We start from the raw sequence: 20,726 nt of genomic DNA, 5'->3' as shown, positions 1-20,726 counted from the left end.
GTGTTGACAAACTATCCACTCTCCTCAAATTATTCTTGCTGATATCAATTTCTCCAAGTGGTCTGACCACGAACACTACTACTATAATAATCGAAGTGTAGGGAAATTGTCCATTATATTTTCACAACGACATTTTCGTCACCGACAATTTCACGAAGTGCTCCTAAACATTCTTCACTTGGATGAATTGATAAACTTCGAGATAATTGTACCATTTTATGTTCCTTTTCATAATAAATTAGTACTTTCGCAAAACCTGAATAGTCAAACAATGTTTTTGTAACTTGATTTACAAGCTTTTTTTCATACTGAGACGGCAACTTCACGTAAACAGACGCTTCTTTCATCTCTTCATAAACATCCATTTCTTCTAGCGGATATAGTCCATTCACAATCCATTGTAACTTATGATTTCTTTGCTCAATCGTGCCATCAACTAAAACAATTTCTCCTTCTTGTAGCCTGTTTGAAAAATGTATATATGTTTCCGGGAAAAGAACAGCTTCCATTTCATCATTTTGATCACAGAATGTAATAAACGCCATCTTTTGCAACTTTTTCGTACGAATAACTTTCACACTTGTTATATATACGATTGCCCTTTGTACTTTTTTCTTATGTCGCATCGCCTGAGCAAGAGATGGAATTTCTAATTCTTTTCCTAACTTCACATACTGCGCTGTCGGATAGCTAGATAGATAAAAACCGAGTGCTTCCTTCTCTTTATTTAACTGTTCAATAAAGGATAGCTCTTCTCCTTGTACGTATTTTGATTTCGGAACAGCATCTCCTAAATCACGTGCAAGGTTTGCGTACTCTAACGCCCCTTTAAGACTTTTCCATAAAGTCGTCCTCGAAACACCAAAATCGTCAAAACATCCAGACCAGACGAAAGCCTCTAAATTTCGCTCTGTGACAAACTTTGATGGCATACGAAGACAAAATTCAAATAAATCTTCGAACATTTTGTTCTCTCGTTCTTCCAATAACGCAGTCACTGTAGCCATTCCGATATTCCGAATCGAAAGTAAACTATAACGAATCGCATTTCCTTCTATTTGGAAATTGTAACCACTTCTCTGAAGAGACGGCGGTAAGACGTGAAAACCTTTCCGCTTCGTTTCTCGTATATACTGCACAATCTTATCTTCATTACCAATTGCACTTGATAATAATGCTGTCATAAATTCCAGCGTATAATTGGCTTTTAAGTATGCAAGCTGATATCCGATCATACTGTAAGCTACAGCGTGACTTCGGTTAAAACCGTAATTCGCAAATCTTACAATTAAATCATAAATTTGTTCTGATGATGTCTCGTCGTATCCATTTTTCAAACAACCTTGAACAAAATGTTTACGTTCTTGATCTAAAATATCACGATTCTTTTTACTCACTGCACGGCGCAGTAAATCCGCTTCTCCGAGCGAAAATCCAGCTAACTTCGATGCGATTTGCATAATTTGTTCTTGGTATACAATTACGCCGTATGTTCGTTCTAAAATCGGCTTTAAATCTGGATGTAAATATTCAATTCCTCTTTTTCCATGCTTCGATTCAATAAAGGTTGGAATTTGTTCCATCGGTCCTGGTCTGTATAACGAGTTAACAGCGACTATGTCTTCAAATTCATTCGGTTTTAACCCGCGAAGTACATTTCGCATACCACCTGATTCAAGCTGGAACACACCTGTTGTATCCCCTCTCCCTAACAATTGAAACGTCTTTTCATCTTGAAGAGGTAGATTTCTTATATCAATTTGTTCCCCCGTTTTTTTAACGATAAACTTCATAATATTTTCAAGTAACGTTAAATTACGTAAACCTAAAAAGTCCATCTTTAACAGGCCAAGTTCTTCTAATACATCAGCTGGATATTGCGTAACATAAACATCGTTATGCCCTTCTTGAATTGCTACACTTCCCGTTAACGGTTCTTGGCTCATAATAACGCCAGCTGCATGAATAGACGTATGCCGCGGTAATCCCTCTACACGTTTTGCAATTTCAAACACACGCTCATGCAAAAGATTCCCTTGTATAAACTCACGGAGTGATTGTGATTCCTCATATGCATCTTTTAATGTTATACCAAGCTTTGATGGAATAAGTTTTGAAAATATGTCAATATCTCTTGGCGGTAGCCCCATTACACGAGCAATGTCTCTAATTGCAGCTTTTGCTGCAAGGGTTCCGAACGTTACAATTTGTGCAACACGAAGCTGACCATATTTATCTTTCACATATCGAATCATCTCATCACGTCTTATATCTGGAAAATCAATATCAATATCTGGAAGTGTCACACGTTCCGGATTTAAAAACCTTTCAAATAATAAGTCATATTCAATCGGATCAATATCTGTAATTTCCAATACATAAGAAACGAGCGAACCAGCTGCTGATCCACGTCCTGGTCCTGTTAAAATATGATTTTCATGTGCATATTTCATAAAGTCCCATACAATGAGGAAATAATCACTAAATCCCATGCGGGAAATAACATTTAATTCATGATCCAAACGCTTTATATGCACTTCTTTCGGCACGCCATATCGTTTCTGCAAGCCCTCTTCACAAACACGGCGCAAGTACATATCACTCGTCTCGTTAGATGGAATAGGAAACTTAGGTAGTTGATTTACCTGGAAAGGAATCTCCACTTGGCAACGCTCCGCGATTTTTATTGTGTTTTGAATCGCTTCCTCAGTATGAGAAAATAGTGCTTCCATTTCATCCGACGACTTTAAATAATACTGATCCGTTTTCATCCTCGGCCTATCTGGATCAGTCATTTTCGTTCCACCCTCAACAGATAATAAACATTCATGAACAAGTGCATCGCTTTGATTAATGTAGCGCACATCATTTGTTGCAACGACTGGAACGTTTACCTTATGAATAAATTCAGGCAGTTTTTCTTGCAAAAGCAGTTCATCTTGAATCGCGTGATACTGTAAACTTATATAAAAATTGCCGAACATATTTTGATACGCGCGGGCTACTTCTTCAGCCTGACTCTCTTTGTCTTCTAATAATAACTGTTCAATTTCCCCATCTTTCCCTGGTGAAATCGCAATTAATCCTTTCGCATAATGAGCAAGCCATTTCTTCGGAATACCCTCTTTTGACTTCGTCATAATACTGCTAGAAATCTTTAATAAATTTTGATAGCCTATTTCATTCTCAGCGAGTAAGACGAGTGGATAAGACCTTTCTTCCTCTTCACTAAAAATAGAGGCTGTTAAGCCGATAATAGGCTGTATACCATTTTTCTTGCATGCTTTATAAAACGGAATAACTCCATACATGACATTTTCATCCGTAATGGCCAGCGATGAAAATCCAAGCTCTTTCGCCCGAATGACAAGCTCATCAATTTTACAAGCACTCTTTAATAAACTAAAAACGGTTTGACATTGTAAATGCACAAACTTCACTGTTGTACCCTCTCTTTACCTATTTGACTACTTTTATTATAGGTGATGAGGAAAGCGGAAATCAAAACATACTTCTCATACTTTGTCCATATATATGAAGAAGAAAGGGGAATGACGATGGATGTAAGAGAACATACTTTTTTCTCTCTGCTTATTATTAGTTACTTTATTGCCTTTGGAGTTATACTTGGTGGTTCATTAATTGGTGGATTTGGTGCATTTCTCATCGGAAAACCAGCTCTAACTTATATTAATCAATTTGCCCAAAATTTAAGAATTTGGGCACTCGTTGCAGCAATTGGCGGAACGTTCGATACCTTTTATAGCTTTGAAAGAAGCTTCTTTGGCGGAGATATGAAAGATATCGTAAAACAAATTCTCCTTATTTTTTTCGCAACTGGTGGTATGCAAACTGGTCTTATTATTATTAAATGGCTTACACAGGAACATGTATGAGAGTACCAAGTGCCAATACAGCAAAAAGGTGGTATTTAGTTTTAGCTGGTGCTGCTGTTGGAGGGGTTTTGAGCTGGTTTATTTTTTTGTACATATACGGTGTTTTCCAGCAAGAACAAGCTAGTAAAATAGCAGAACAAAAAGAAATTATAGAAAAGCAAGAAGCAAAACTCCACGTCCTTCTCGAAGATCAAGAGAAATTGAATACGGAAAATAAGCGACTCTTAACAATTCAAGAAATCAAAATAAAAATTATAAATCGAGAAAAATATGACTTAGACAACCTTACACTCGAAAATATGACCACTTCTATCCATAACGATCTCCAACATCTTTTAACGAAAAACATTCAAAGCATCGCCAAAAATAAAGACCTCCTCAAAAAGGTAATCGAAAATAAAACGTACAAACATTACGATCGTATATATCGCTTTAAAGTAGACACAGTCTCTTTTGATACCGTACTTGAAATTAGTATTGATATAGAGAAAGAAAAATAAATGAAAAGAAGGAGGGCTTCTACGCCTCTCCTTCTTTTCGTTTTAACATATAAGCTCTTATTTACATAGCTCACGTAAATCAGCAAAAAGACGATCCGCTTCTTCCCAAGAAGATGCTTTTGCACCAGAAGCCATCGGATGTCCTCCACCGTTATATTGCATTGCTAATTTATTAATAACCGGTCCTTTTGAACGAAGACGAACACGAATAACATCGTCTTCCTCTAAAAATAGAACCCACGCCTTTAATCCATCAATATTACCAAGCGCTCCGACAACACCAGATGCTTCAGAAGGAAGTACATCAAACTTTTCTAATACCTCTTTCGTTAATTTAATGTACGCTGCTCCTTCTTCTACCATCGTAAAGTTTTGTAAAATATAACCGTTTAAACGAGCAATCTTTTCTTTTGTCTTATACATTTCGTTGTATAAATCCGTAAATTTAACTTCCATTTCGACAAGCTCACTTACGTAACGAAGCGTTTTTGCTGTTGTATTTGGGAATAAGAAGCGGCCTGTATCTCCAACAATCCCCGCTAAAATAAGGCGAGCTGCTTCCTTTGGAATCGTTAATCCTTTATCTTTTCCATAAGAATAAAACTCATAAATAAGCTCACTTGTAGAGCTTGCTGTCGTATCCACCCACGTAATATCTCCGTACGGATCTTCATTTGGATGATGATCAATTTTAATTAACATCTTTCCTTTTTTATAACGCTGATCACAAACACGCTCTTGATTTGCTGTATCACAAACGATAACAAGTGCATCTTCATATACACTATCTTCAATATCATCCATTACTCGTAAAAACGATAAAGAAGGCTCATTGTACCCAACCATATAAATATTTTTCTCTGGAAACGATTCTTGCAAAATTGTACCAAGTCCGCACTGAGAACCTAACGCATCTGGATCCGGACGCACATGACGATGAATAATAATTGTATCGAACTCTTTAATTGCTCCTAAAATTTGTTCATGCATATGTATAATCTCCTTTTCATTCAACTTCTTCACTTTATCCCGCATTAACGTGCAGTAAGACTCCCACCTCAAAATACATTGAAACCAATGAGACAAAGTTAAGCGGGAGTCGGGCTGCACGTAAAAGCCCGATTCGTTCAACTAATAATTAGTGTGGGGGGGAAATATCCCCACATTAATTAAAGTTTCACTTTATCCTCCATTATAGCGGAAAATATTTCATACATGCGAACAATTGCTTTATAATAAAAATTAGAAAGTTTAGATATCTCTTCATTCTCTACTATTTTATACAAAGCGATGGGAGTGTGCATTATGCCAGTATTAGTCTTCTGTATTATCGTCTCATTTATGTTGTATCTCTTCTATAAAACAAAATTCTTTCGTACAAACCGTCCAATGGAGAAAGGTTGGCTCTCAGGGAAATCCGCTATGGCACTCGGCTTATTCGTCCTATTCTTTGGGATAAACCAATTTTTTTTAGAGCTTTCGACTGCCCGCATCATCGTTGGTGTTTTGTTTATTTTATTTGGCACTGCGAGTACATTTAATGGATTCCGCCAATATAAACACTTTCTACCGTTAGCAGTAAAAGAAGCTGAATCTTATAAAACAACGTAAAAAAGCATCAATATTGTGATGCTTTTTTACGTCCCTTAATCTTCAAAATCATACTTGCAACAAACGCAGAAGGTATATTAAATAGATTGCCTTGTACGTGAAAATGTAATTGTTCTTCTTCAAAGGACATCTGTTTGTATAGTTCTTGCTGAGATAATCCTGTTCGTTTCTTTTTTTCATTTAATCCTTGTAAATATAAGTATTGAATTGGTATCATCACAAGAAAGTAAAAGAGTGCGATACCACCAAAAAAGAGTAATTCTGATGACATATTGCATCCCCCTTCCGACATCCATTATCTTACAATCCGATTATAACATAGTATATAATCTAAAAGAATTAATATTCTGTTATTTCTCATTATATAATTGTCTCTCCGCATAGCTCTTCTTCAACATACTGAATATATCGCCGAATAAAATTCCCAGGATTTTTTCTAATAGGTTCAATATCGAGTCTTAATGGTATTTTTCCTGCCATATAAAAAATTCTCGAAGCAGTTCCAAGTCGAATGGCTGCTTCCGAAACATTGTTCCCATATCCCATCATGAAATGTCCCCACAACTCTTCTAACTGTCCCGAAGCAATTAAATGTAATCTAGGAACACCAATATCAAACTCTTTATATCCAAATCCACACTCATCAAAATCGAGTAAATACCAATCCTCTTTGTCTACGAGAACATTCCCAAAATGCATATCTCCGTGAACGAATTGTTTTTCTCCCAGTTGAATTGAACTTGTAAGTTCTTGTATTCTTTCTGCGATTCTCATGCACTTATTCTTATCCGCACAAGAAAGAAATGAAGTGTTTAGTAATCGTTGCAAAGGCTCCTGAATCGTCTTTTGTTCACTATATATAGGCCTTTCATAACCTACCCAATCTTGCGGCACTCCTTTCAGTACGTTACTTGCTTTTTCATGTAAACTTCGCATTAATGATCCGAATTTTTCATAATCTATATTCTTTGGCTCTAAAATTTCACTTCCGTTTATAAACCTAAAAACGACAAAATACTGGATACTCCCCTCATCTCCAGTAACAGATGTGATGCAATCACCATTTTTATTTACAACTATCTCTGGTACTAACATTTGTTTTTGTAACTCTATTAACCAATGTATTTCAGCTACTATTTGCTTATGTGTATAACGTCCTTCTCTATACTGCCTAACAACAAATTTATTTTTATTTGATTCTATTATGTACGTTTGATTTTCTCCCCCATGTAATAATGAAGCTGCCGCAAAACCATCTAAATCATATTGCGCGTATAATTGCTTTCTTATATAAACGTCCATTTCTATCCCCCTAGTTCATATAATGAAACACAGTATTCTCTTTCGTCCCCCTCTCCTTTTCATCCCTTCTTTCAACAAAAAAGAGCGGAACAAATCGCTTTAATTTGTTCCGCTCTTTTTTATTTATCGATCAATTGCACCATAAGCAATGCTTTTCCAACAACATTACCTTCATGATGCACTTCTACATCAACCTTACCAAATTTACGCCCAATTTCTAATACTTTCGGATGAACTGATACAACATTATCAATTTGAACTGGCTTTACGAAATAAATGGTTAAGTTCTCAACAATTAAGTCACTCTTCTTCTGCGCACGAATGACGCGATTCGTTGCTTCTGTCACAATCGTTGCGAATACGCCGTAAGATAACGTCCCGATTGAATTGGTCATTTGTGGTGTCACTGAAAATTGGTATAGATGCTCATTTTTCGCTTCTTTCGGAGTCATAAATTGATTCGTTACAATATCATCAATTGTTTCACCAACTTGCGGTTGACGCTGAATCATTTGCAGCGCCTGAAGTACATCTTGGCGGCTAATAATTCCTTGTAATTTATTTCCTTCGTCAACAACAGGAAGTAACTCAATACCTTCCCACACCATCATACGTGCCGCAGCTGCGACAGACATTTTTCCATTTACCGTAATTGGATGCTTTGTCATTACTTTATCAATTGGTGTTTCTTTCACAACACCAATCATATCTTTGGAAGTTACGATACCTAACACCTTTTTATTTTCATCAACAATTGGATAACGTCCATGCATCGTCTCTTCATTATAGGCATGCCATTGCTGTACTGTATCACTTGGCTTTAAATATAACGTTTCTTCAATTGGTGTTAAAATATCTTCAACGAGTACAATTTCTTTCTTAATAAGCTGATCATAAATAGCACGGTTAATTAACGTTGCGACCGTAAATGTATCATAGCTACTCGAAATTATCGGTAGCTTTAACTCGTCTGCTAATTTCTTCACATGATCTTCCGTATCAAATCCACCCGTAATTAACACCGCAGCTCCAGCTTCTAATGCTAATTGATGTGCGTTCGTACGGTTACCGATAATAAGTAAGTTCCCTGCTTCTGTATAGCGCATCATCGCTTCTAATTTCATAGCCCCGATTACGAATTTATTTAATGTTTTATGTAGTCCGTCTCTGCCTCCAAGCACTTGACCATCGACAATGTTAACGACTTCTGCATATGTCAGTTTTTCAATATTCTCTTTCTTCTTTTGTTCAATTCGAATTGTTCCGACACGTTCAATTGTACTAACATATCCTTTATTTTCTGCATCTTTAATTGCTCTGTAAGCTGTCCCTTCACTTACACCTAAATCTTTCGCAATTTGCCTCACAGAAATTTTATGCCCTACTGGCAGGCTATTAATATGTTCTAAAATTTGATTATGTTTGGTAGCCAAATGGTTTCACCATACTTTCTTTTCCCTAAATTCTTCATGTGTTGTATTTTCAGTATACTATATTTTCAAAACTGTTACACTCTCTCTTTGTATATCTGTACTATTTTTTTTATAACAAAATGCTCCTTACATTACACCAATCATTCCATTACAACAATGTAATGGTATTGTCATCTCGTTCGATAGTTTGTCCACACGCTTCCATATACAATTAAGACAAGAAATGAAACAAAGGAGCGAATAAATGATGAAAAAATTTTTAGAGGTTGTAGGTGCTGTATTTTTAGCTTTCGTAGATGGAAAAAAGGTTGCAATTGAATTGAATGAAACACCCGAACAGCCACTCCCAAAAAGAAAAGAATCACCAAAACAAGCGCAAACTTTAAAAGCTGTGCTACACACGTAAAAAACCCTTCACTTGTTTGTTCAAATGAAGGGTTTCTTTTTTATAGTGTAATACTTTCTCCAGCTTCTAATACTTTCCCTGTACAATTTTGTAGTTTTTCTACAAATTGATAAGGGTCTTGTTCAATAACTGGGAACGTATTGTAATGCATCGGTACAACTGTTTTCGCACCTACCCATTTTGCAGCTAAAACAGCATCTTCTGGCCCCATTGTAAAATTATCACCAATTGGTAAAAATGCTAAATCAACGTTATTAAGTTCTCCAATTAACTTCATATCAGAGAATAAAGCAGTATCTCCTGCATGATATACAGTTTTCTCCTCTGCCGTAAACAAAATACCAGCTGGCATACCTGTATATGTAATTGTTTTATTTTCTTCATCAATATAACTAGAACCGTGGAATGCTTGCGTAAATTTCACTTTACCGAAGTTAAATTCGTGTGAACCTCCAATATGCATTGGATGTGTATTTACACCTTGCCATCCTAAAAATGTCGCTAGTTCAAACGGCGCCACAACAACCGCATTATTTTTTTTTGCTAGTGCTACTGTATCGCCGACATGATCACCGTGTCCGTGCGATAAAATAATCGCATCAACTTTTACATCTTCTGCTTTTAAATCTGTTTTCGGATTCCCCGTTAAAAATGGGTCAATTAAAATAACCTTTCCATTCGTTTCAATCTTTACAACTGAATGCCCGTGATAAGATACTTTCATCATTTCATTCCTCCCCTATTCACATTCACACTTTTTATTCTACATGATTTCTTAATTCCCTGTCTTTTCTAACATCTATTTACTTGTCATAACGCTTTCATCCGATGTAAAGTTATATTTGTAATTAAATATCTCGGGGGTGCCTATCGATGAATGCTAGATTAGAAAATTTAATGCAATGGCTAAAAGAAAAAAACGTAGAAGCTGCGTTCTTAACTTCTACACCAAACGTTTTCTACATGACGAACTTCCACTGCGAACCACATGAAAGACTACTTGGTATGTTTGTATTCCAAGAAAAAGAACCTATTTTAATTTGTCCTAAAATGGAAGAAGGCCAAGCGCGTAACGCTGGCTGGGCACATGAAATTATCGGATTTACTGATACTGACAAACCATGGGATATGATTGCAAAAGCAATTAAAGATCGTGGTATTGATGCAAATGCAGTTGCAATTGAAAAAGAACATTTAAACGTAGAGCGCTACGAAGAGTTAACGAAATTATTCCCGAAAGCGGCTTTCAAATCAGCTGAAGAGAAAGTTCGTGAGCTTCGCCTAATTAAAGATGAAAAAGAACTTTCTATTTTACGTGAAGCAGCTAAAATGGCAGACTATGCTGTTGAAGTTGGTGTAAATGCAATTAAAGAAAACCGCAGCGAGCTAGAAGTATTAGCAATTATTGAGCATGAATTAAAAACAAAAGGCATCCATAAAATGTCATTCGATACAATGGTATTAGCAGGTGCAAACTCTGCTCTTCCACACGGTATTCCAGGTGCAAACAAAATGAAACGCGGCGATTTCGTACTATTTGATTTAGGTGTAATTATTGAAGGTTACTGCTCTGACATTACACGTACAGTAGCGTTTGGTGATATTTCTGAAGAACAAACTCGCATTTACAACACTGTACTTGCTGGACAACTACAAGCAGTTGAAGCATGTAAACCAGGCGTTACACTTGGCGCAATCGACAACGCTGCTCGCTCTGTCATCGCAGATGCAGGTTACGGAGACTTCTTCCCACACCGCCTTGGTCACGGACTTGGAATTAGCGTACACGAATATCCAGATGTAAAAGAAGGCAACGATTCTCTATTAAAAGAAGGTATGGTCTTCACAATCGAACCAGGTATTTACGTACCAAACGTAGGTGGCGTTCGTATTGAAGATGATATTTACATCACAAAAGACGGATCAGAAATTTTAACGAAATTCCCGAAAGAATTACAATTTGTGAAATAATAAAAAAGGTAGCGTGATCGCTACCTTTTTCTATTTCTCTACTATTTCAAGTTTCTCTACAATCATTTTTGCTGGATAACTTTCAAGTACTTGAGAAGACCATACTTTTATTTTATCCCCTGTTTTTAATTAATCATAGGCGCTTTTATCATTCAGCCTCAAAATTGTATCTGATGGATGTTCTTTATTTATTTGTTGTTCTATATAATTTTGCAACTCTGCTTTTGTTTTAAAAGTTTTATCACTGTCAAAAAATACCGTGTCATTTCTTAATATGACATACCCTTCTTTAGGTTCTTCTTTTACTCCTACTTGCTCTACTGTTTTCGTAGTACACGCTGATAATATTATTAGAAATAAAATACTAATGAAGAAGAACGTGGCTTTCCTCATAACGATCCCCCCCATATCGAGTCATTCAAAAGAACTTATTTCTTGTCTATTTCTTCCTCCCATTATACTATTAATATACAGAATCTTCTAAAATAGGAGGGTTATATGTTACAACAACAGTTAGAAGAAATTCGTAATAATAATTACATAATCAACAACACACTTCATATTGATTCTTTAAGTTCAAGTATGCTTCAACATATCGGTGTTACCGATAGCTATTTAAGAGACAAACTCATTTACTCTACTTTTTATCATCTAATCAAGAAGGACTATATTTCACACACCCACTTACAGAAACTATTATCAGAAAGCATCAGTGAAAAATATTTATTTTATAAAGTTCACTTAGATGACGATGACGCTGTATTTACCCGAGCATTTACGACATTATTAATTGCGCTCATTATTGATGCTGATACAAAACATAATTTCTTATCACAGTCTGATATTTTAAATGTAAAAGATAAATTAATTCTATATATGACCAAAGAACATGACTTACGAGGATATGTTCAAGACCGTGGCTGGGCACATAGTATCGCTCATGTTTCAGATACATTTGAAGCGCTTGTTAATAATCCTAAACTGGGAACTTCACATTACGGAGAAATACTAACAACTTTATTAAATAAAGTTTGTGTCCATTCCATCTATTACAAGTATGAAGAAGATGAACGTATCGTTTGTCCAATTGTCGCAATGCTGCAAAATGGTCTAGAGGAAGAAGTACTCATATTAGCCCTTCGTGATCTAGTAGCTCAATTGCAAGTTCAAAAACCGACACTACATATTAACTCGTACGAATTTCTATTCGGAAATATAAAATCTTTCTTACGTAGCTTATTTTTCAGATTACGTACAATGTCTATATGTAAAGAAACTGAATACGAAATTGAAAAATTACTACAGGGGCTTCGCCAATATTATTAAAAAAGAAGGCTCTTAAAAAGTGCCTTCTTCTATCTCACTAATATTTATTTGAAATTTCACGATCCAAACTGAGAAGAGGTGGACAAGAAACGCAATCACCATACATGCTCCACTTAAAAAAGTTAATATAGGATGCGAATACACGTGCCCTAAACCATAGGATATCCCCACGAAAAACATTGTTATGTAAATATAAATTGCTCCATGTATTTGCCTCATATAAACCTCCTTTTCCCATATTATAACATAAATTTTCTGATTATTCACATTAATTAGTTGTAATCAATATTTCTCAACTGTAACACCTCTTACAGCCGCCTTAATATATGGCGCACCTTGTAAACTTTGTAAATCCTCTATTTTTCCGGTTACGACTACACCGTATATTGGTAAGTCTTTTGGTTTTGTGTTTTTTATTTCCTTATAAGTATTGTTCAAAATAATCACTTGGTATACCTTCACTTTTTTTGCTAAAGACTTCATTTGGTACAGAAACCCTTTTGAGTTTATTGTTAAATCGTTTTCCACACCTTCTTTTACTTTTGCATAACTCCCTTCAAATCCAAAAACATTTATAGACATTTCAACATTTAATTTTGCGCCACTTTTAGGATTTTTTAACTCTACATAAGCAATAAAGCTTTATACAACGTATCTTGCACAATATCTTCTGCTTCTTTTCTAAAAAAATTTTCATAATAAAAAGCACATCTGTTTTAATGTGCATCTCACATATATTTTAATTTTTCAACATACAAATCAATTTTTTTGAAACAAAAACTTCCACTCATTTAAAAGATATATTCTTATAATATCGTTATGGTTTAGTTGTCATAATAATTGAACGTGGATAAAATCCCAGCTTTTGATAAAACGATACAGCTTCATTTCCGTACACTACTGTTAATTCAATGTCATCTATTTGTTGTTCTTTAAACCATTCCACTGCACTATTCATTAATTTCAAACCGAATCCGTTTCTTCGATATTTTTCATCAACAAATAGAACCTCAATCTTCCCGCTTATTTTTTTACTATATGCTATACAAAATCCTAATATATTATCTGTTTCTGAATCAATTAATAATTCAATTCTGTATTCCCCATACTTTGAATTCCTTTTATACTCTTCAATACGTTCCTCAAATGTAATTCTTGGATAATCACCAGAAAAATATTTTGATTTACTGTTATGATATTCATGCAATTTATCTAAGGAGTCTCTTATTATCTCTATTTCATCGAGAGTGATATATTTATTACTAATTCTCATCCTACAGCATCTCCAATAATATATATTGCCGCAAAAAAGAAGACGGTTTTATCTTTTGCAAAATACTACTCTATTTTTCCATCGCTTCTTTCACAACATCTTGAATCATAACGACTTCCGTCTTCATATCGACAGCCGGATCATCCTCATCAATACATTCATACCAAAACGCTAAATGCTTTTTATCAATTTCATGATGAGAATTTTCGACAAGAGTACCACCTTCTCCTTGCACAGAATACCAATATAAGTACTCTTCTCCATCTCTTATTTCCCGGAAAATTGTCTCTACATACATTTTTTCGTCGTTTAATGTCAAAAGCACTTCTTTCATATTGTCATTAAGAAGCTGCATCCATTCATCTACACGATGACTTTTATCTTTCTTCACCTTAAATCTCGTTAATTCCACATTCATTTTTATTCCCCCATCTTCTTACGCACAAATAGATCATATTCTACTGGATTATGAAAACCTATTTTACTAGCTAACTTTTGCGAAGGAATATTATCCACATTACAATCCCAGCACGGTTTAATATCATTTTGTATACAATGCTCAATGAAACTTTTTGCAACAACTTTAGCTAATCCTTTCCCTTGATATGCTTCATGCGTAGCAATATCAATTTCAGCAAAACCATTCCCGCTAAATATTGAGACGCATTCAGCTACGATTATCCCATCTTGTTCTATACAAAAACCAAAGCCACTATTTAAAAATGCTTCTTTGGATCCCCAATACTCTTTGTAATAGTCCTCTGTAAATTCATTACTTCTTTCTATATTGCTTTTATCAATACGCTTAACTTCATATGTATTTTTGTTAAAATCTTGTTTTCTTTCTTCAAGAACTTCTCTTTGAAATTGAAATGTCATTCTTGGAATTTTTCGGAGTACATTACTAAAATGCTCTTCAATCATCATTTCCCACTCTTTACTCGAAGTGAACAGTGTCAATCGGTTCTCTGTTTTTTCAATAGCTGTTTCAATACATGAAACTAACTCTTCGTTAAAACTTCGGTCATAAGTGTCGCCAAATAAATAATAAATGCTGTTAGCTGTAACGATTAGTCCTGCTGTTAATTGCTTATTTATAAAAATCTCACCATCTATGATTTAATCACAAACTGCATACGCAAAAGTTGTTGTTCGTTGATTCCCTTCTAAAAGTGGAATTACTTTATCGTATTCTTCAATCTCTAACCTTCTCATACGACCTCCACAATTACTGTATCGGCCTCTACATTTTCAAAACAAAGATTTACCGTTCTCTTCAATGCTCTCGTTCTATGAATTGTACCTGCTGGAATTAACATAGAATCATTCGGTTTTAAAACTGCTGTCTCTCTATCTTGAAAATCGATCAGTAATTCTCCCTCTAACACAATGAATAATTCATCCGAATTAGAATGATAGTGCCAATCATATTCACCAGTAAATACAGCAATTCGTAAACAATGACTATTTACATTTGAAACGACGAAGTTCTTATGTTGTTCTTTAATATCTTTTGTTAACTCTAATAGATTTACTGTTTCCATAGTTCTCCCCACCCAATCCCCTCTATCGACTTTCACTTTCCGTTTAATTCCAAATTATCACAAAAATATACATTGCAACAAGCAATATCTCTCGTAAAGTTTTATTTACTTTTTGTAAAGCTTTATTTACATTTTACCTAAAAATGGATATAATAAATGTAACAAATTTACAAAAAGGAGACTTTGTATATTTGATACAAAATAAAGTAAAACAATTCCGCGTCGTTAGAGACATCACTCAAGAGCAATTAGCTTCCGCTGTTAATATCACTCGTCAATCCCTCATCGCCATCGAGAAAAATAAATACAACCCAAGTTTAGAATTAGCATTGAAATTATGTGAGTTTTTCGGCTGTAAAGTAGAGGATTTATTCCAATTAGATAAGACTGGGGAGGAAAAAAATGAAAAGTAATTTTATCCAAGGGTTTGCTTCGCATCTTACTATTTTAGTGTTAGGATCGGCCTTTCTTTATTTCAATAGTAGTGATGAAGAAAATGTTCGTTCTGCTCTTCTATTCGCTGGCACGTACATACTCTTATCTTTACTACTATTACTAGTTAAACGCATATTTTTTACGAAAAAAAAGAAAACAGCGAAACAGTATCCATTACCTGAGACAGATGAAAGAATTGAAAAGATGGGCTTAAAATTTATGGCCCAAGTTTTCGGTCTCTCTCACTTAATTGGTTCTGCTATACTGTTTATTTTATATATCACCAACGAAAATTCGACGATACGAGTAGAGTATGCCCTATATTACTTGTTTGGAATTCTTTTCTTCACAATGATGTTCGGCTTGAAAATTGTGAAGAAATTAGATAATTAGTTTAAACAAAAAGACCCTTCCTACAAAGGAAAGGTCTTTTTTTATTTCTATTATGATAAAGCAGGAGCTTTTTCAAGAAGCTCTTTTACATCAGCGTATTGTAAGCCGTGCGCTTCTGCAACTGCTTCGAATGTTACATATCCATCTAATGTATTAATACCTTTTAGTAATGCAGAGTTGCCTAAGCAAGCGTCTTTGTAGCCTTTGTTAGCAATTTGTACTGCATATGGTACTGTTACGTTTGTTAATGCAAGAGTTGATGTGCGTGGAACCGCACCTGGCATGTTTGCAACTGCATAGTGAACAACACCATGTTTTTCATAAGTTGGATTGTCGTGAGTTGTAATACGGTCAGTTGTTTCGAAAATACCACCTTGGTCAATCGCGATATCTACAACGACAGAACCTGGTTCCATTGATTTAATCATTTCTTCTGTTACAAGTTTTGGTGCTTTTGCACCTGGAATTAATACTGCACCGATTACAAGATCAGATTCTCTTACAGCTTCTGCAATATTGTATGGGTTAGACATTAACGTTTTTACTTGATTACCAAAAATATCATCTAATTGACGAAGACGTTCTGCACTCAAGTCAATAATTGTTACATCTGCACCTAAACCAACTGCAATTTTTGCTGCGTTTGTACCAGCTTGACCACCGCCGACAATTGTTACTTTACCGCGTTTAACCCCTGGAACACCTGCAAGTAAAATACCTTTACCGCCTTTGTTTTTCTCAAGGAATTGTGCACCGATTTGCGCAGCCATACGGCCTGCAACTTCACTCATTGGTGCAAGTAATGGTAAAGAACGATTCTCTAATTGTACTGTTTCGTATGCAATTGATACAACTTTGTTATCAATTAATGCTTTTGTTAATTCTGGCTCTGGAGCTAAATGTAAGTATGTGAATAAAATTAAACCTTCGCGGAAATAACCGTATTCACTTTCAACTGGCTCTTTTACCTTCATAACCATATCTTGATTCCATGCTTCTTCAGCAGTTTCAACAAGTTTCGCACCAGCTTGTACGTATTCTTCATCTGTAAAGCCTGATCCTATACCTGATCCTTTTTGAACAAAAACTTCATGACCATTTTGTACTAAATGTACAGCTCCCGCTGGCGTCATTGCCACACGGTTTTCATTGTTTTTAATTTCTGTTGGAATACCGATACGCATTATTAGTTCCCCCTTGAGTTATGAAATGACCCCTGAATCATTTTTTAAAGCGCTTTCTACGCTCTTATATTTTAACATAATATCTCAATATTTTACAAAAAATAATACAAGTTTTCCGATAGAATTTCTTTCACATAAAAGGACAGTATGATTCTTATATATGAAAATCACCTGTCCAATTACTACAACTACTCATTATTTAAGATGTTTATGGATAACATCAACCGCACCTGTTACTTCAATAATTGTACCGGTAATCATATCCGAATCTTCCTCACATAAAAACGAAATAGTTCTTGCGATATCTTCACCTGTTCCGGATCTACCAATTGGTGTATTACTATCTTTTAGCTTTCTTGCTTCTTGAATCGTCGCTTCTTTCATTTCACCAATTATATCACCAGGACAAACCATGTTCGCAGTAATACCATATTCCGCTTCTTCGTAAGCTACTGTTTTCGTTAATGAAACAAGCCCTACTTTCGCAGCTGCAAAGGCTGAACGATAAATCCATCCAGGTGCGCTATCTGCTCCTTGAAAACCGTAGTTAATAATACGACCAAAGTTCTGTTTTCTCATAATCGGCACGACAAGTTTTAATAAATGAAACACCGCTGTTAAATTACCTTGGATCATTTCATTCCATTCGTCTTCTTCGTAATCGACTAATTTTTTCCGCTCAAATACATACGGACCAGCATTATTAATCAAAAAGTCAATTTTGCCAAAACGGCTCATCGCTTCTTCTACTATTTTATGTAAATCTTCCTTTTTCGTGACGTCAGCTTGCACGAACTGTAGACGTTCTTCCATATTTTTATAAGTTTCTTTCATTATCTCCATAGCACATATATCACTATGATACGTTACTGTTACCGAATATCCTTTAGCCAATAACTTTTCTGTTACTTGCTTTCCTAAACCTTTCGTACCGGCTGTAATGAGCGCGTGTCTCACAAAACTGCCTCCTTTTAAATTGCTATACTTCATATGTAACAAGTTCTCGCTCCAATTACAACTAAAATGAATTGAAACAAAGTTTTCAAAATTCTGTAACGTTTTAACAAGCACATTACCATAATTTGTTTTATAATTAAGTTGTAAAAGGTTATAAAAATGAATTGGGAGGAATCTACTATGAATAATACATATACAAATATTTTAATTGCAGTGGACGGTTCCAAAGAAGCAGAAAAAGCCTTTAAGAAAGCAATTCAAGTCGCAAAACGAAACAATGCAACATTAACAATTGCTCATATCGTTGATGTGAAAGCATATTCCGCAGTAGAGGCTTATAGCCGCGCAATTGCTGAGCGTGCAAATCTCTTTGCTGAAGACTTATTAGAAGACTACAAAAAGACTGCGATTGAAGCTGGTCTTGAAAAAGTCGAAACTGTATTAGAATTTGGTAATCCAAAATCTAAAATCTCAAAAGAAATTGCCCCAACACATAAAGTGGATTTAATTATGTGCGGTGCAACTGGTTTAAATGCTGTAGAACGTTTCCTAATTGGTAGCGTCTCTGAACATATTATTCGCTATGCGAAATGCGATGTCCTTGTTGTTCGTGGGGATGAAGAACAAGGTGAGCTTTAATTTATAAAGTGAAACTTTAATCAGTGGGGGTTGTCCATCCCCCACTGATTATTAGTTGAACCAATCGGGCGTTTACGGGCAGTTGATCTCCCACCTAACTCCCTCGCATTCGCCGAATTTTGAGGTGGGAGTCTTACTGCCCGTTAATGCGGGATAAATAAAACACCAAGTCCACATGGGCTTGGTGTTTTTCATTTCACATATTTTACTATAAATACAAGACAAGCTCCAATGAACGTTTCTATTTTTCCGTTCTATTTCTTTTTTATCTTTTACTTCTTGTACTTCCTTTTTGCTCGAAATCCATAAAGAAATACAGCAATCTACTACAAATAAAGTAAAGATAAATATTGCTATATGTATTGTTGTTACATTCTCAAATGAAAATATTTCTGGGAATGCAACGTGTAATACAATTAGCGTGTACAAAATTAACCCTATAAAATAAATACGTCTCATCTTCCATTCCTTTCTTATTTCCTAACATTAGGTTAACATACATTTTTTAGAAATAGACGGACAAAATATATGTGTTTAAAAAAGGAGGATGCTTTATGGAAGATTATGAACGAATCATTTTAGATGTGAACGGAAAAGAAATCGAGATGTTAAATACAATTCGCTCACACTTTAAAGAAAAGCATGGGGTTGAACTAAGTCACGGAGCGCTACTTCGAGATTTGATGGATATTGAGTATATTCGAATTACGGAAGATCGACATAAGTATGATTAATCGATGGATAATTAAGCCTAGAACATATTGTTCTAGGCTTAATTATATTCACACGTAAAATGTTATAATTAGGAAAAACATGTATGGAGGATGCTCTACTATGAAATCTGAAAATATCTCAAAACACTTTCACACATTACATGTACAAAGAAACCAGTTCCTTCCTAAACTTCATTCACTTTCACAAGAACAACTATGGTATAAGAAAGAAGACGCAAAATGGTCTATTGGCGAGCACTTTTATCACTTATATTTAATTACAAGGATGCTAAAAGTAGCGATTAAATTCTCTTTCGCTCTTATCCCCTATGCCAAACTAAGAAGAAATACCCCATTTGCAACTGAAATACATGACATTTATGCCGAATATAAAGAAAAGCATGGCAAAGGAATGAAAGCCCCTTGGATTTTAATCCCTTCAAAAAAAGTCTATTACTCTATGAATGTAAATGAATTAGAAGAATTACTTTCACGTGAAACAAATGAAATAAAAAAACTAGTTCAAAATATAGAAGAAAATATTGCAGGACATATCGTATTTTTAGATCCAATTGCTCACTATCCTAACCTTATTCAATCTATTCAACTATTAGCAATACATGAGAAGCATCATTTTATCATTATGAAAAATGACTATAAAACGCTCGATGCACCTCTAAAAATATAACAGACTGCTAATATTACTTTTTAGCAGTCTCTCTTATCTATTTAAGTTCCTGATGCTTCCCACCCATACCACCTGGCGCATTGCTATCTTGGTGTACAGTTAGTTCATTTGTTTTAGCATCTTTCGAAACTCTATATGTATACGATTCATTTGGTTCATCTTTAAACTGTACATTCATACCGTAAGAACCGTTTTTACTATAAAAGGCCGGTTTTATGTATGAAATATCACTTTCTTTATATCCTTTTTCTTGCAGATGCCACATCGTTGCAATAATCGCTTCTTCTCGCTTCTCTTGTTCACCAACAATCATATATTTGTCCAAAAGAAATACTTTAACATTTGCAAGTAAGCTAATTAATAGTACAACGATAAATATTGTTCTTTTCATAGATTCCCCTCAATTATTATTTTTTACTATATCATAACTTGAATACTAAAAAAAAAGAAAGTAC

At 35.0% G+C, this 20,726-nt stretch carries 25 protein-coding genes and 3 pseudogenes; 11 read left to right on the top strand and 17 right to left on the bottom strand.

Annotated elements, in window-relative coordinates:
- Positions 1 to 113: 113 nt before the first annotated feature.
- On the bottom strand, positions 114 to 3,440 hold the full coding sequence (gene dnaE / locus VK90_RS09160; protein ID WP_048372215.1) for a DNA polymerase III subunit alpha: 3,327 nt from the start codon (positions 3,438 to 3,440) through the stop codon (positions 114 to 116).
- A 42-nt stretch (positions 3,441 to 3,482) separates the two neighbouring features.
- On the opposite strand from dnaE, the gene VK90_RS09155 reads away from it, so the two are divergent.
- Both VK90_RS09155 and ytrI read left to right on the top strand, forming a co-directional pair.
- Positions 3,483 to 3,896, top strand: a complete 414-nt coding sequence (locus VK90_RS09155) for a YtrH family sporulation protein (RefSeq protein WP_002034291.1) — start codon at positions 3,483 to 3,485, stop codon at positions 3,894 to 3,896.
- Positions 3,893 to 4,396: a sporulation membrane protein YtrI gene (ytrI, locus tag VK90_RS09150; protein ID WP_002173728.1), complete on the top strand. Its 504-nt coding sequence runs from the start codon at positions 3,893 to 3,895 to the stop codon at positions 4,394 to 4,396. Before VK90_RS09155 ends, ytrI begins: the two co-directional genes overlap by 4 nt.
- Before the next feature lie 57 nt (positions 4,397 to 4,453).
- On the opposite strand, the gene VK90_RS09145 is transcribed toward ytrI, so the two are convergent.
- Positions 4,454 to 5,386, bottom strand: a complete 933-nt coding sequence (locus VK90_RS09145) for a DHH family phosphoesterase (protein WP_048372212.1) — start codon at positions 5,384 to 5,386, stop codon at positions 4,454 to 4,456.
- Positions 5,387 to 5,701: 315 nt separating this feature from the next.
- Here VK90_RS09145 and VK90_RS09140 point away from each other — a divergent pair, with 315 nt between their 5' ends.
- Positions 5,702 to 6,007 (top strand): YtpI family protein, encoded by a 306-nt coding sequence (locus VK90_RS09140; RefSeq protein ID WP_002173730.1) that lies wholly within the window; start codon positions 5,702 to 5,704, stop codon positions 6,005 to 6,007.
- Between the two features lie 7 nt (positions 6,008 to 6,014).
- On the opposite strand, the gene VK90_RS09135 is transcribed toward VK90_RS09140, so the two are convergent.
- From VK90_RS09135 to VK90_RS09125, 3 genes are all read right to left on the bottom strand, one after another.
- Positions 6,015 to 6,278 (bottom strand): DUF3949 domain-containing protein, encoded by a 264-nt coding sequence (locus VK90_RS09135; RefSeq protein ID WP_025147574.1) that lies wholly within the window; start codon positions 6,276 to 6,278, stop codon positions 6,015 to 6,017.
- A gap of 89 nt (positions 6,279 to 6,367) precedes the next feature.
- Complete coding sequence (locus tag VK90_RS09130) at positions 6,368 to 7,309, bottom strand: phosphotransferase enzyme family protein (RefSeq protein ID WP_048372211.1); 942 nt, start codon at positions 7,307 to 7,309, stop codon at positions 6,368 to 6,370.
- 119 nt (positions 7,310 to 7,428) lie between these two features.
- Positions 7,429 to 8,742, bottom strand: coding sequence for a CBS domain-containing protein (locus VK90_RS09125; RefSeq protein WP_002173733.1), 1,314 nt, complete (start codon positions 8,740 to 8,742; stop codon positions 7,429 to 7,431).
- A 244-nt stretch (positions 8,743 to 8,986) separates the two neighbouring features.
- On the opposite strand from VK90_RS09125, the gene VK90_RS30220 reads away from it, so the two are divergent.
- Positions 8,987 to 9,148 (top strand): hypothetical protein, encoded by a 162-nt coding sequence (locus VK90_RS30220; protein ID WP_053081396.1) that lies wholly within the window; start codon positions 8,987 to 8,989, stop codon positions 9,146 to 9,148.
- A gap of 40 nt (positions 9,149 to 9,188) precedes the next feature.
- Here VK90_RS30220 and VK90_RS09120 read toward each other — a convergent pair whose 3' ends face one another.
- Complete coding sequence (locus tag VK90_RS09120; RefSeq protein ID WP_025147575.1) at positions 9,189 to 9,872, bottom strand: metal-dependent hydrolase; 684 nt, start codon at positions 9,870 to 9,872, stop codon at positions 9,189 to 9,191.
- 149 nt (positions 9,873 to 10,021) lie between these two features.
- Between VK90_RS09120 and pepQ the strand changes: the two genes are divergently transcribed.
- A complete protein-coding gene (gene pepQ, locus VK90_RS09115) occupies positions 10,022 to 11,119 on the top strand; it encodes a Xaa-Pro dipeptidase (protein WP_048372208.1) in 1,098 nt (365 codons plus the stop codon).
- A 30-nt stretch (positions 11,120 to 11,149) separates the two neighbouring features.
- On the opposite strand, the pseudogene VK90_RS09110 reads toward pepQ, so the two are convergent.
- Positions 11,150 to 11,512: pseudogene (locus VK90_RS09110) on the bottom strand (DUF3221 domain-containing protein).
- A 105-nt stretch (positions 11,513 to 11,617) separates the two neighbouring features.
- Here VK90_RS09110 and VK90_RS09105 point away from each other — a divergent pair.
- Complete coding sequence (locus tag VK90_RS09105) at positions 11,618 to 12,445, top strand: DUF2785 domain-containing protein (RefSeq protein ID WP_048372206.1); 828 nt, start codon at positions 11,618 to 11,620, stop codon at positions 12,443 to 12,445.
- A gap of 12 nt (positions 12,446 to 12,457) precedes the next feature.
- On the opposite strand, the gene VK90_RS09100 is transcribed toward VK90_RS09105, so the two are convergent.
- From VK90_RS09100 to VK90_RS09075, 6 genes and pseudogenes are all read right to left on the bottom strand, one after another.
- Positions 12,458 to 12,664, bottom strand: coding sequence for a hypothetical protein (locus tag VK90_RS09100; protein ID WP_002173739.1), 207 nt, complete (start codon positions 12,662 to 12,664; stop codon positions 12,458 to 12,460).
- A 63-nt stretch (positions 12,665 to 12,727) separates the two neighbouring features.
- Positions 12,728 to 13,027 (bottom strand): anti sigma factor C-terminal domain-containing protein, encoded by a 300-nt coding sequence (locus VK90_RS09095; protein WP_082147855.1) that lies wholly within the window; start codon positions 13,025 to 13,027, stop codon positions 12,728 to 12,730.
- 235 nt (positions 13,028 to 13,262) lie between these two features.
- A complete protein-coding gene (locus tag VK90_RS09090; RefSeq protein WP_048372204.1) occupies positions 13,263 to 13,718 on the bottom strand; it encodes a GNAT family N-acetyltransferase in 456 nt (151 codons plus the stop codon).
- Positions 13,719 to 13,788: 70 nt separating this feature from the next.
- Positions 13,789 to 14,136 carry a DUF6176 family protein gene (locus tag VK90_RS09085; RefSeq protein WP_048372201.1) on the bottom strand — a complete coding sequence of 116 codons (348 nt, stop codon included), beginning with the start codon at positions 14,134 to 14,136 and terminating at the stop codon, positions 13,789 to 13,791.
- Positions 14,137 to 14,138: 2 nt separating this feature from the next.
- Positions 14,139 to 14,933: pseudogene (locus VK90_RS09080) on the bottom strand (GNAT family N-acetyltransferase).
- On the bottom strand, positions 14,930 to 15,262 hold the full coding sequence (locus VK90_RS09075) for a cupin domain-containing protein (RefSeq protein ID WP_048372196.1): 333 nt from the start codon (positions 15,260 to 15,262) through the stop codon (positions 14,930 to 14,932). Before VK90_RS09075 ends, VK90_RS09080 begins: the two are co-directional and overlap by 4 nt.
- Before the next feature lie 143 nt (positions 15,263 to 15,405).
- Between VK90_RS09075 and VK90_RS09070 the strand changes: the two genes are divergently transcribed.
- Both VK90_RS09070 and VK90_RS09065 read left to right on the top strand, forming a co-directional pair.
- Entirely contained in the window at positions 15,406 to 15,675 is a 270-nt protein-coding gene (locus VK90_RS09070) for a helix-turn-helix transcriptional regulator (RefSeq protein WP_033795369.1), read from the top strand.
- Positions 15,665 to 16,090 (top strand): hypothetical protein, encoded by a 426-nt coding sequence (locus VK90_RS09065; protein WP_048372193.1) that lies wholly within the window; start codon positions 15,665 to 15,667, stop codon positions 16,088 to 16,090. The genes VK90_RS09070 and VK90_RS09065 overlap by 11 nt, the downstream gene beginning before the upstream one ends.
- A 50-nt stretch (positions 16,091 to 16,140) precedes the next feature.
- Here VK90_RS09065 and ald read toward each other — a convergent pair whose 3' ends face one another.
- Both ald and VK90_RS09055 read right to left on the bottom strand, forming a co-directional pair.
- On the bottom strand, positions 16,141 to 17,274 hold the full coding sequence (gene ald / locus VK90_RS09060) for an alanine dehydrogenase (RefSeq protein ID WP_048372191.1): 1,134 nt from the start codon (positions 17,272 to 17,274) through the stop codon (positions 16,141 to 16,143).
- A 195-nt stretch (positions 17,275 to 17,469) separates the two neighbouring features.
- Entirely contained in the window at positions 17,470 to 18,264 is a 795-nt protein-coding gene (locus VK90_RS09055; protein WP_029952849.1) for an SDR family oxidoreductase, read from the bottom strand.
- A 147-nt stretch (positions 18,265 to 18,411) separates the two neighbouring features.
- On the opposite strand from VK90_RS09055, the gene VK90_RS09050 reads away from it, so the two are divergent.
- Positions 18,412 to 18,870, top strand: a complete 459-nt coding sequence (locus VK90_RS09050) for a universal stress protein (protein ID WP_048372188.1) — start codon at positions 18,412 to 18,414, stop codon at positions 18,868 to 18,870.
- A gap of 240 nt (positions 18,871 to 19,110) precedes the next feature.
- Here the strand turns inward: VK90_RS09050 and VK90_RS28365 are convergent.
- Positions 19,111 to 19,329: pseudogene (locus VK90_RS28365) on the bottom strand (hypothetical protein); the annotation flags it as partial.
- Between the two features lie 95 nt (positions 19,330 to 19,424).
- Between VK90_RS28365 and VK90_RS09040 the strand changes: the two are divergent.
- Together VK90_RS09040 and VK90_RS09035 are read left to right on the top strand one after the other, a co-directional pair.
- Positions 19,425 to 19,604 carry a hypothetical protein gene (locus VK90_RS09040; RefSeq protein ID WP_002173750.1) on the top strand — a complete coding sequence of 60 codons (180 nt, stop codon included), beginning with the start codon at positions 19,425 to 19,427 and terminating at the stop codon, positions 19,602 to 19,604.
- Between the two features lie 100 nt (positions 19,605 to 19,704).
- A complete protein-coding gene (locus VK90_RS09035) occupies positions 19,705 to 20,271 on the top strand; it encodes a DinB family protein (protein ID WP_048372184.1) in 567 nt (188 codons plus the stop codon).
- Positions 20,272 to 20,308: 37 nt separating this feature from the next.
- On the opposite strand, the gene VK90_RS09030 is transcribed toward VK90_RS09035, so the two are convergent.
- Positions 20,309 to 20,662, bottom strand: a complete 354-nt coding sequence (locus VK90_RS09030) for a DUF3139 domain-containing protein (protein WP_048372182.1) — start codon at positions 20,660 to 20,662, stop codon at positions 20,309 to 20,311.
- Positions 20,663 to 20,726 lie beyond the last annotated feature (64 nt).

This window comes from Bacillus sp. LK2 (assembly GCF_001043575.1).
GTDB lineage: Bacteria > Bacillota > Bacilli > Bacillales > Bacillaceae_G > Bacillus_A > Bacillus_A paramycoides.
This window is presented reverse-complemented; position numbering and strand designations above follow the sequence as displayed.

Coding starts and splice junctions, on each gene's coding strand:
- ytrI (WP_002173728.1), top strand. CDS start 3,893: ATGAGAGTACCAAGTGCCAATACAGCAAAAAGGTGGTATTTAGTTTTA.
- VK90_RS09145 (WP_048372212.1), bottom strand. CDS start 5,386: ATGCATGAACAAATTTTAGGAGCAATTAAAGAGTTCGATACAATTATT.
- VK90_RS09140 (WP_002173730.1), top strand. CDS start 5,702: ATGCCAGTATTAGTCTTCTGTATTATCGTCTCATTTATGTTGTATCTC.
- VK90_RS09135 (WP_025147574.1), bottom strand. CDS start 6,278: ATGTCATCAGAATTACTCTTTTTTGGTGGTATCGCACTCTTTTACTTT.
- VK90_RS09130 (WP_048372211.1), bottom strand. CDS start 7,309: ATGGACGTTTATATAAGAAAGCAATTATACGCGCAATATGATTTAGAT.
- VK90_RS30220 (WP_053081396.1), top strand. CDS start 8,987: ATGATGAAAAAATTTTTAGAGGTTGTAGGTGCTGTATTTTTAGCTTTC.
- VK90_RS09120 (WP_025147575.1), bottom strand. CDS start 9,872: ATGAAAGTATCTTATCACGGGCATTCAGTTGTAAAGATTGAAACGAAT.
- pepQ (WP_048372208.1), top strand. CDS start 10,022: ATGAATGCTAGATTAGAAAATTTAATGCAATGGCTAAAAGAAAAAAAC.
- VK90_RS09105 (WP_048372206.1), top strand. CDS start 11,618: ATGTTACAACAACAGTTAGAAGAAATTCGTAATAATAATTACATAATC.
- VK90_RS09100 (WP_002173739.1), bottom strand. CDS start 12,664: ATGAGGCAAATACATGGAGCAATTTATATTTACATAACAATGTTTTTC.
- VK90_RS09095 (WP_082147855.1), bottom strand. CDS start 13,027: ATGTCTATAAATGTTTTTGGATTTGAAGGGAGTTATGCAAAAGTAAAA.
- VK90_RS09090 (WP_048372204.1), bottom strand. CDS start 13,718: ATGAGAATTAGTAATAAATATATCACTCTCGATGAAATAGAGATAATA.
- VK90_RS09085 (WP_048372201.1), bottom strand. CDS start 14,136: ATGAATGTGGAATTAACGAGATTTAAGGTGAAGAAAGATAAAAGTCAT.
- VK90_RS09075 (WP_048372196.1), bottom strand. CDS start 15,262: ATGGAAACAGTAAATCTATTAGAGTTAACAAAAGATATTAAAGAACAA.
- VK90_RS09070 (WP_033795369.1), top strand. CDS start 15,406: ATGGATATAATAAATGTAACAAATTTACAAAAAGGAGACTTTGTATAT.
- VK90_RS09065 (WP_048372193.1), top strand. CDS start 15,665: ATGAAAAGTAATTTTATCCAAGGGTTTGCTTCGCATCTTACTATTTTA.
- ald (WP_048372191.1), bottom strand. CDS start 17,274: ATGCGTATCGGTATTCCAACAGAAATTAAAAACAATGAAAACCGTGTG.
- VK90_RS09055 (WP_029952849.1), bottom strand. CDS start 18,264: ATGAAGTATAGCAATTTAAAAGGAGGCAGTTTTGTGAGACACGCGCTC.
- VK90_RS09050 (WP_048372188.1), top strand. CDS start 18,412: ATGAATAATACATATACAAATATTTTAATTGCAGTGGACGGTTCCAAA.
- VK90_RS09040 (WP_002173750.1), top strand. CDS start 19,425: ATGGAAGATTATGAACGAATCATTTTAGATGTGAACGGAAAAGAAATC.
- VK90_RS09035 (WP_048372184.1), top strand. CDS start 19,705: ATGAAATCTGAAAATATCTCAAAACACTTTCACACATTACATGTACAA.
- VK90_RS09030 (WP_048372182.1), bottom strand. CDS start 20,662: ATGAAAAGAACAATATTTATCGTTGTACTATTAATTAGCTTACTTGCA.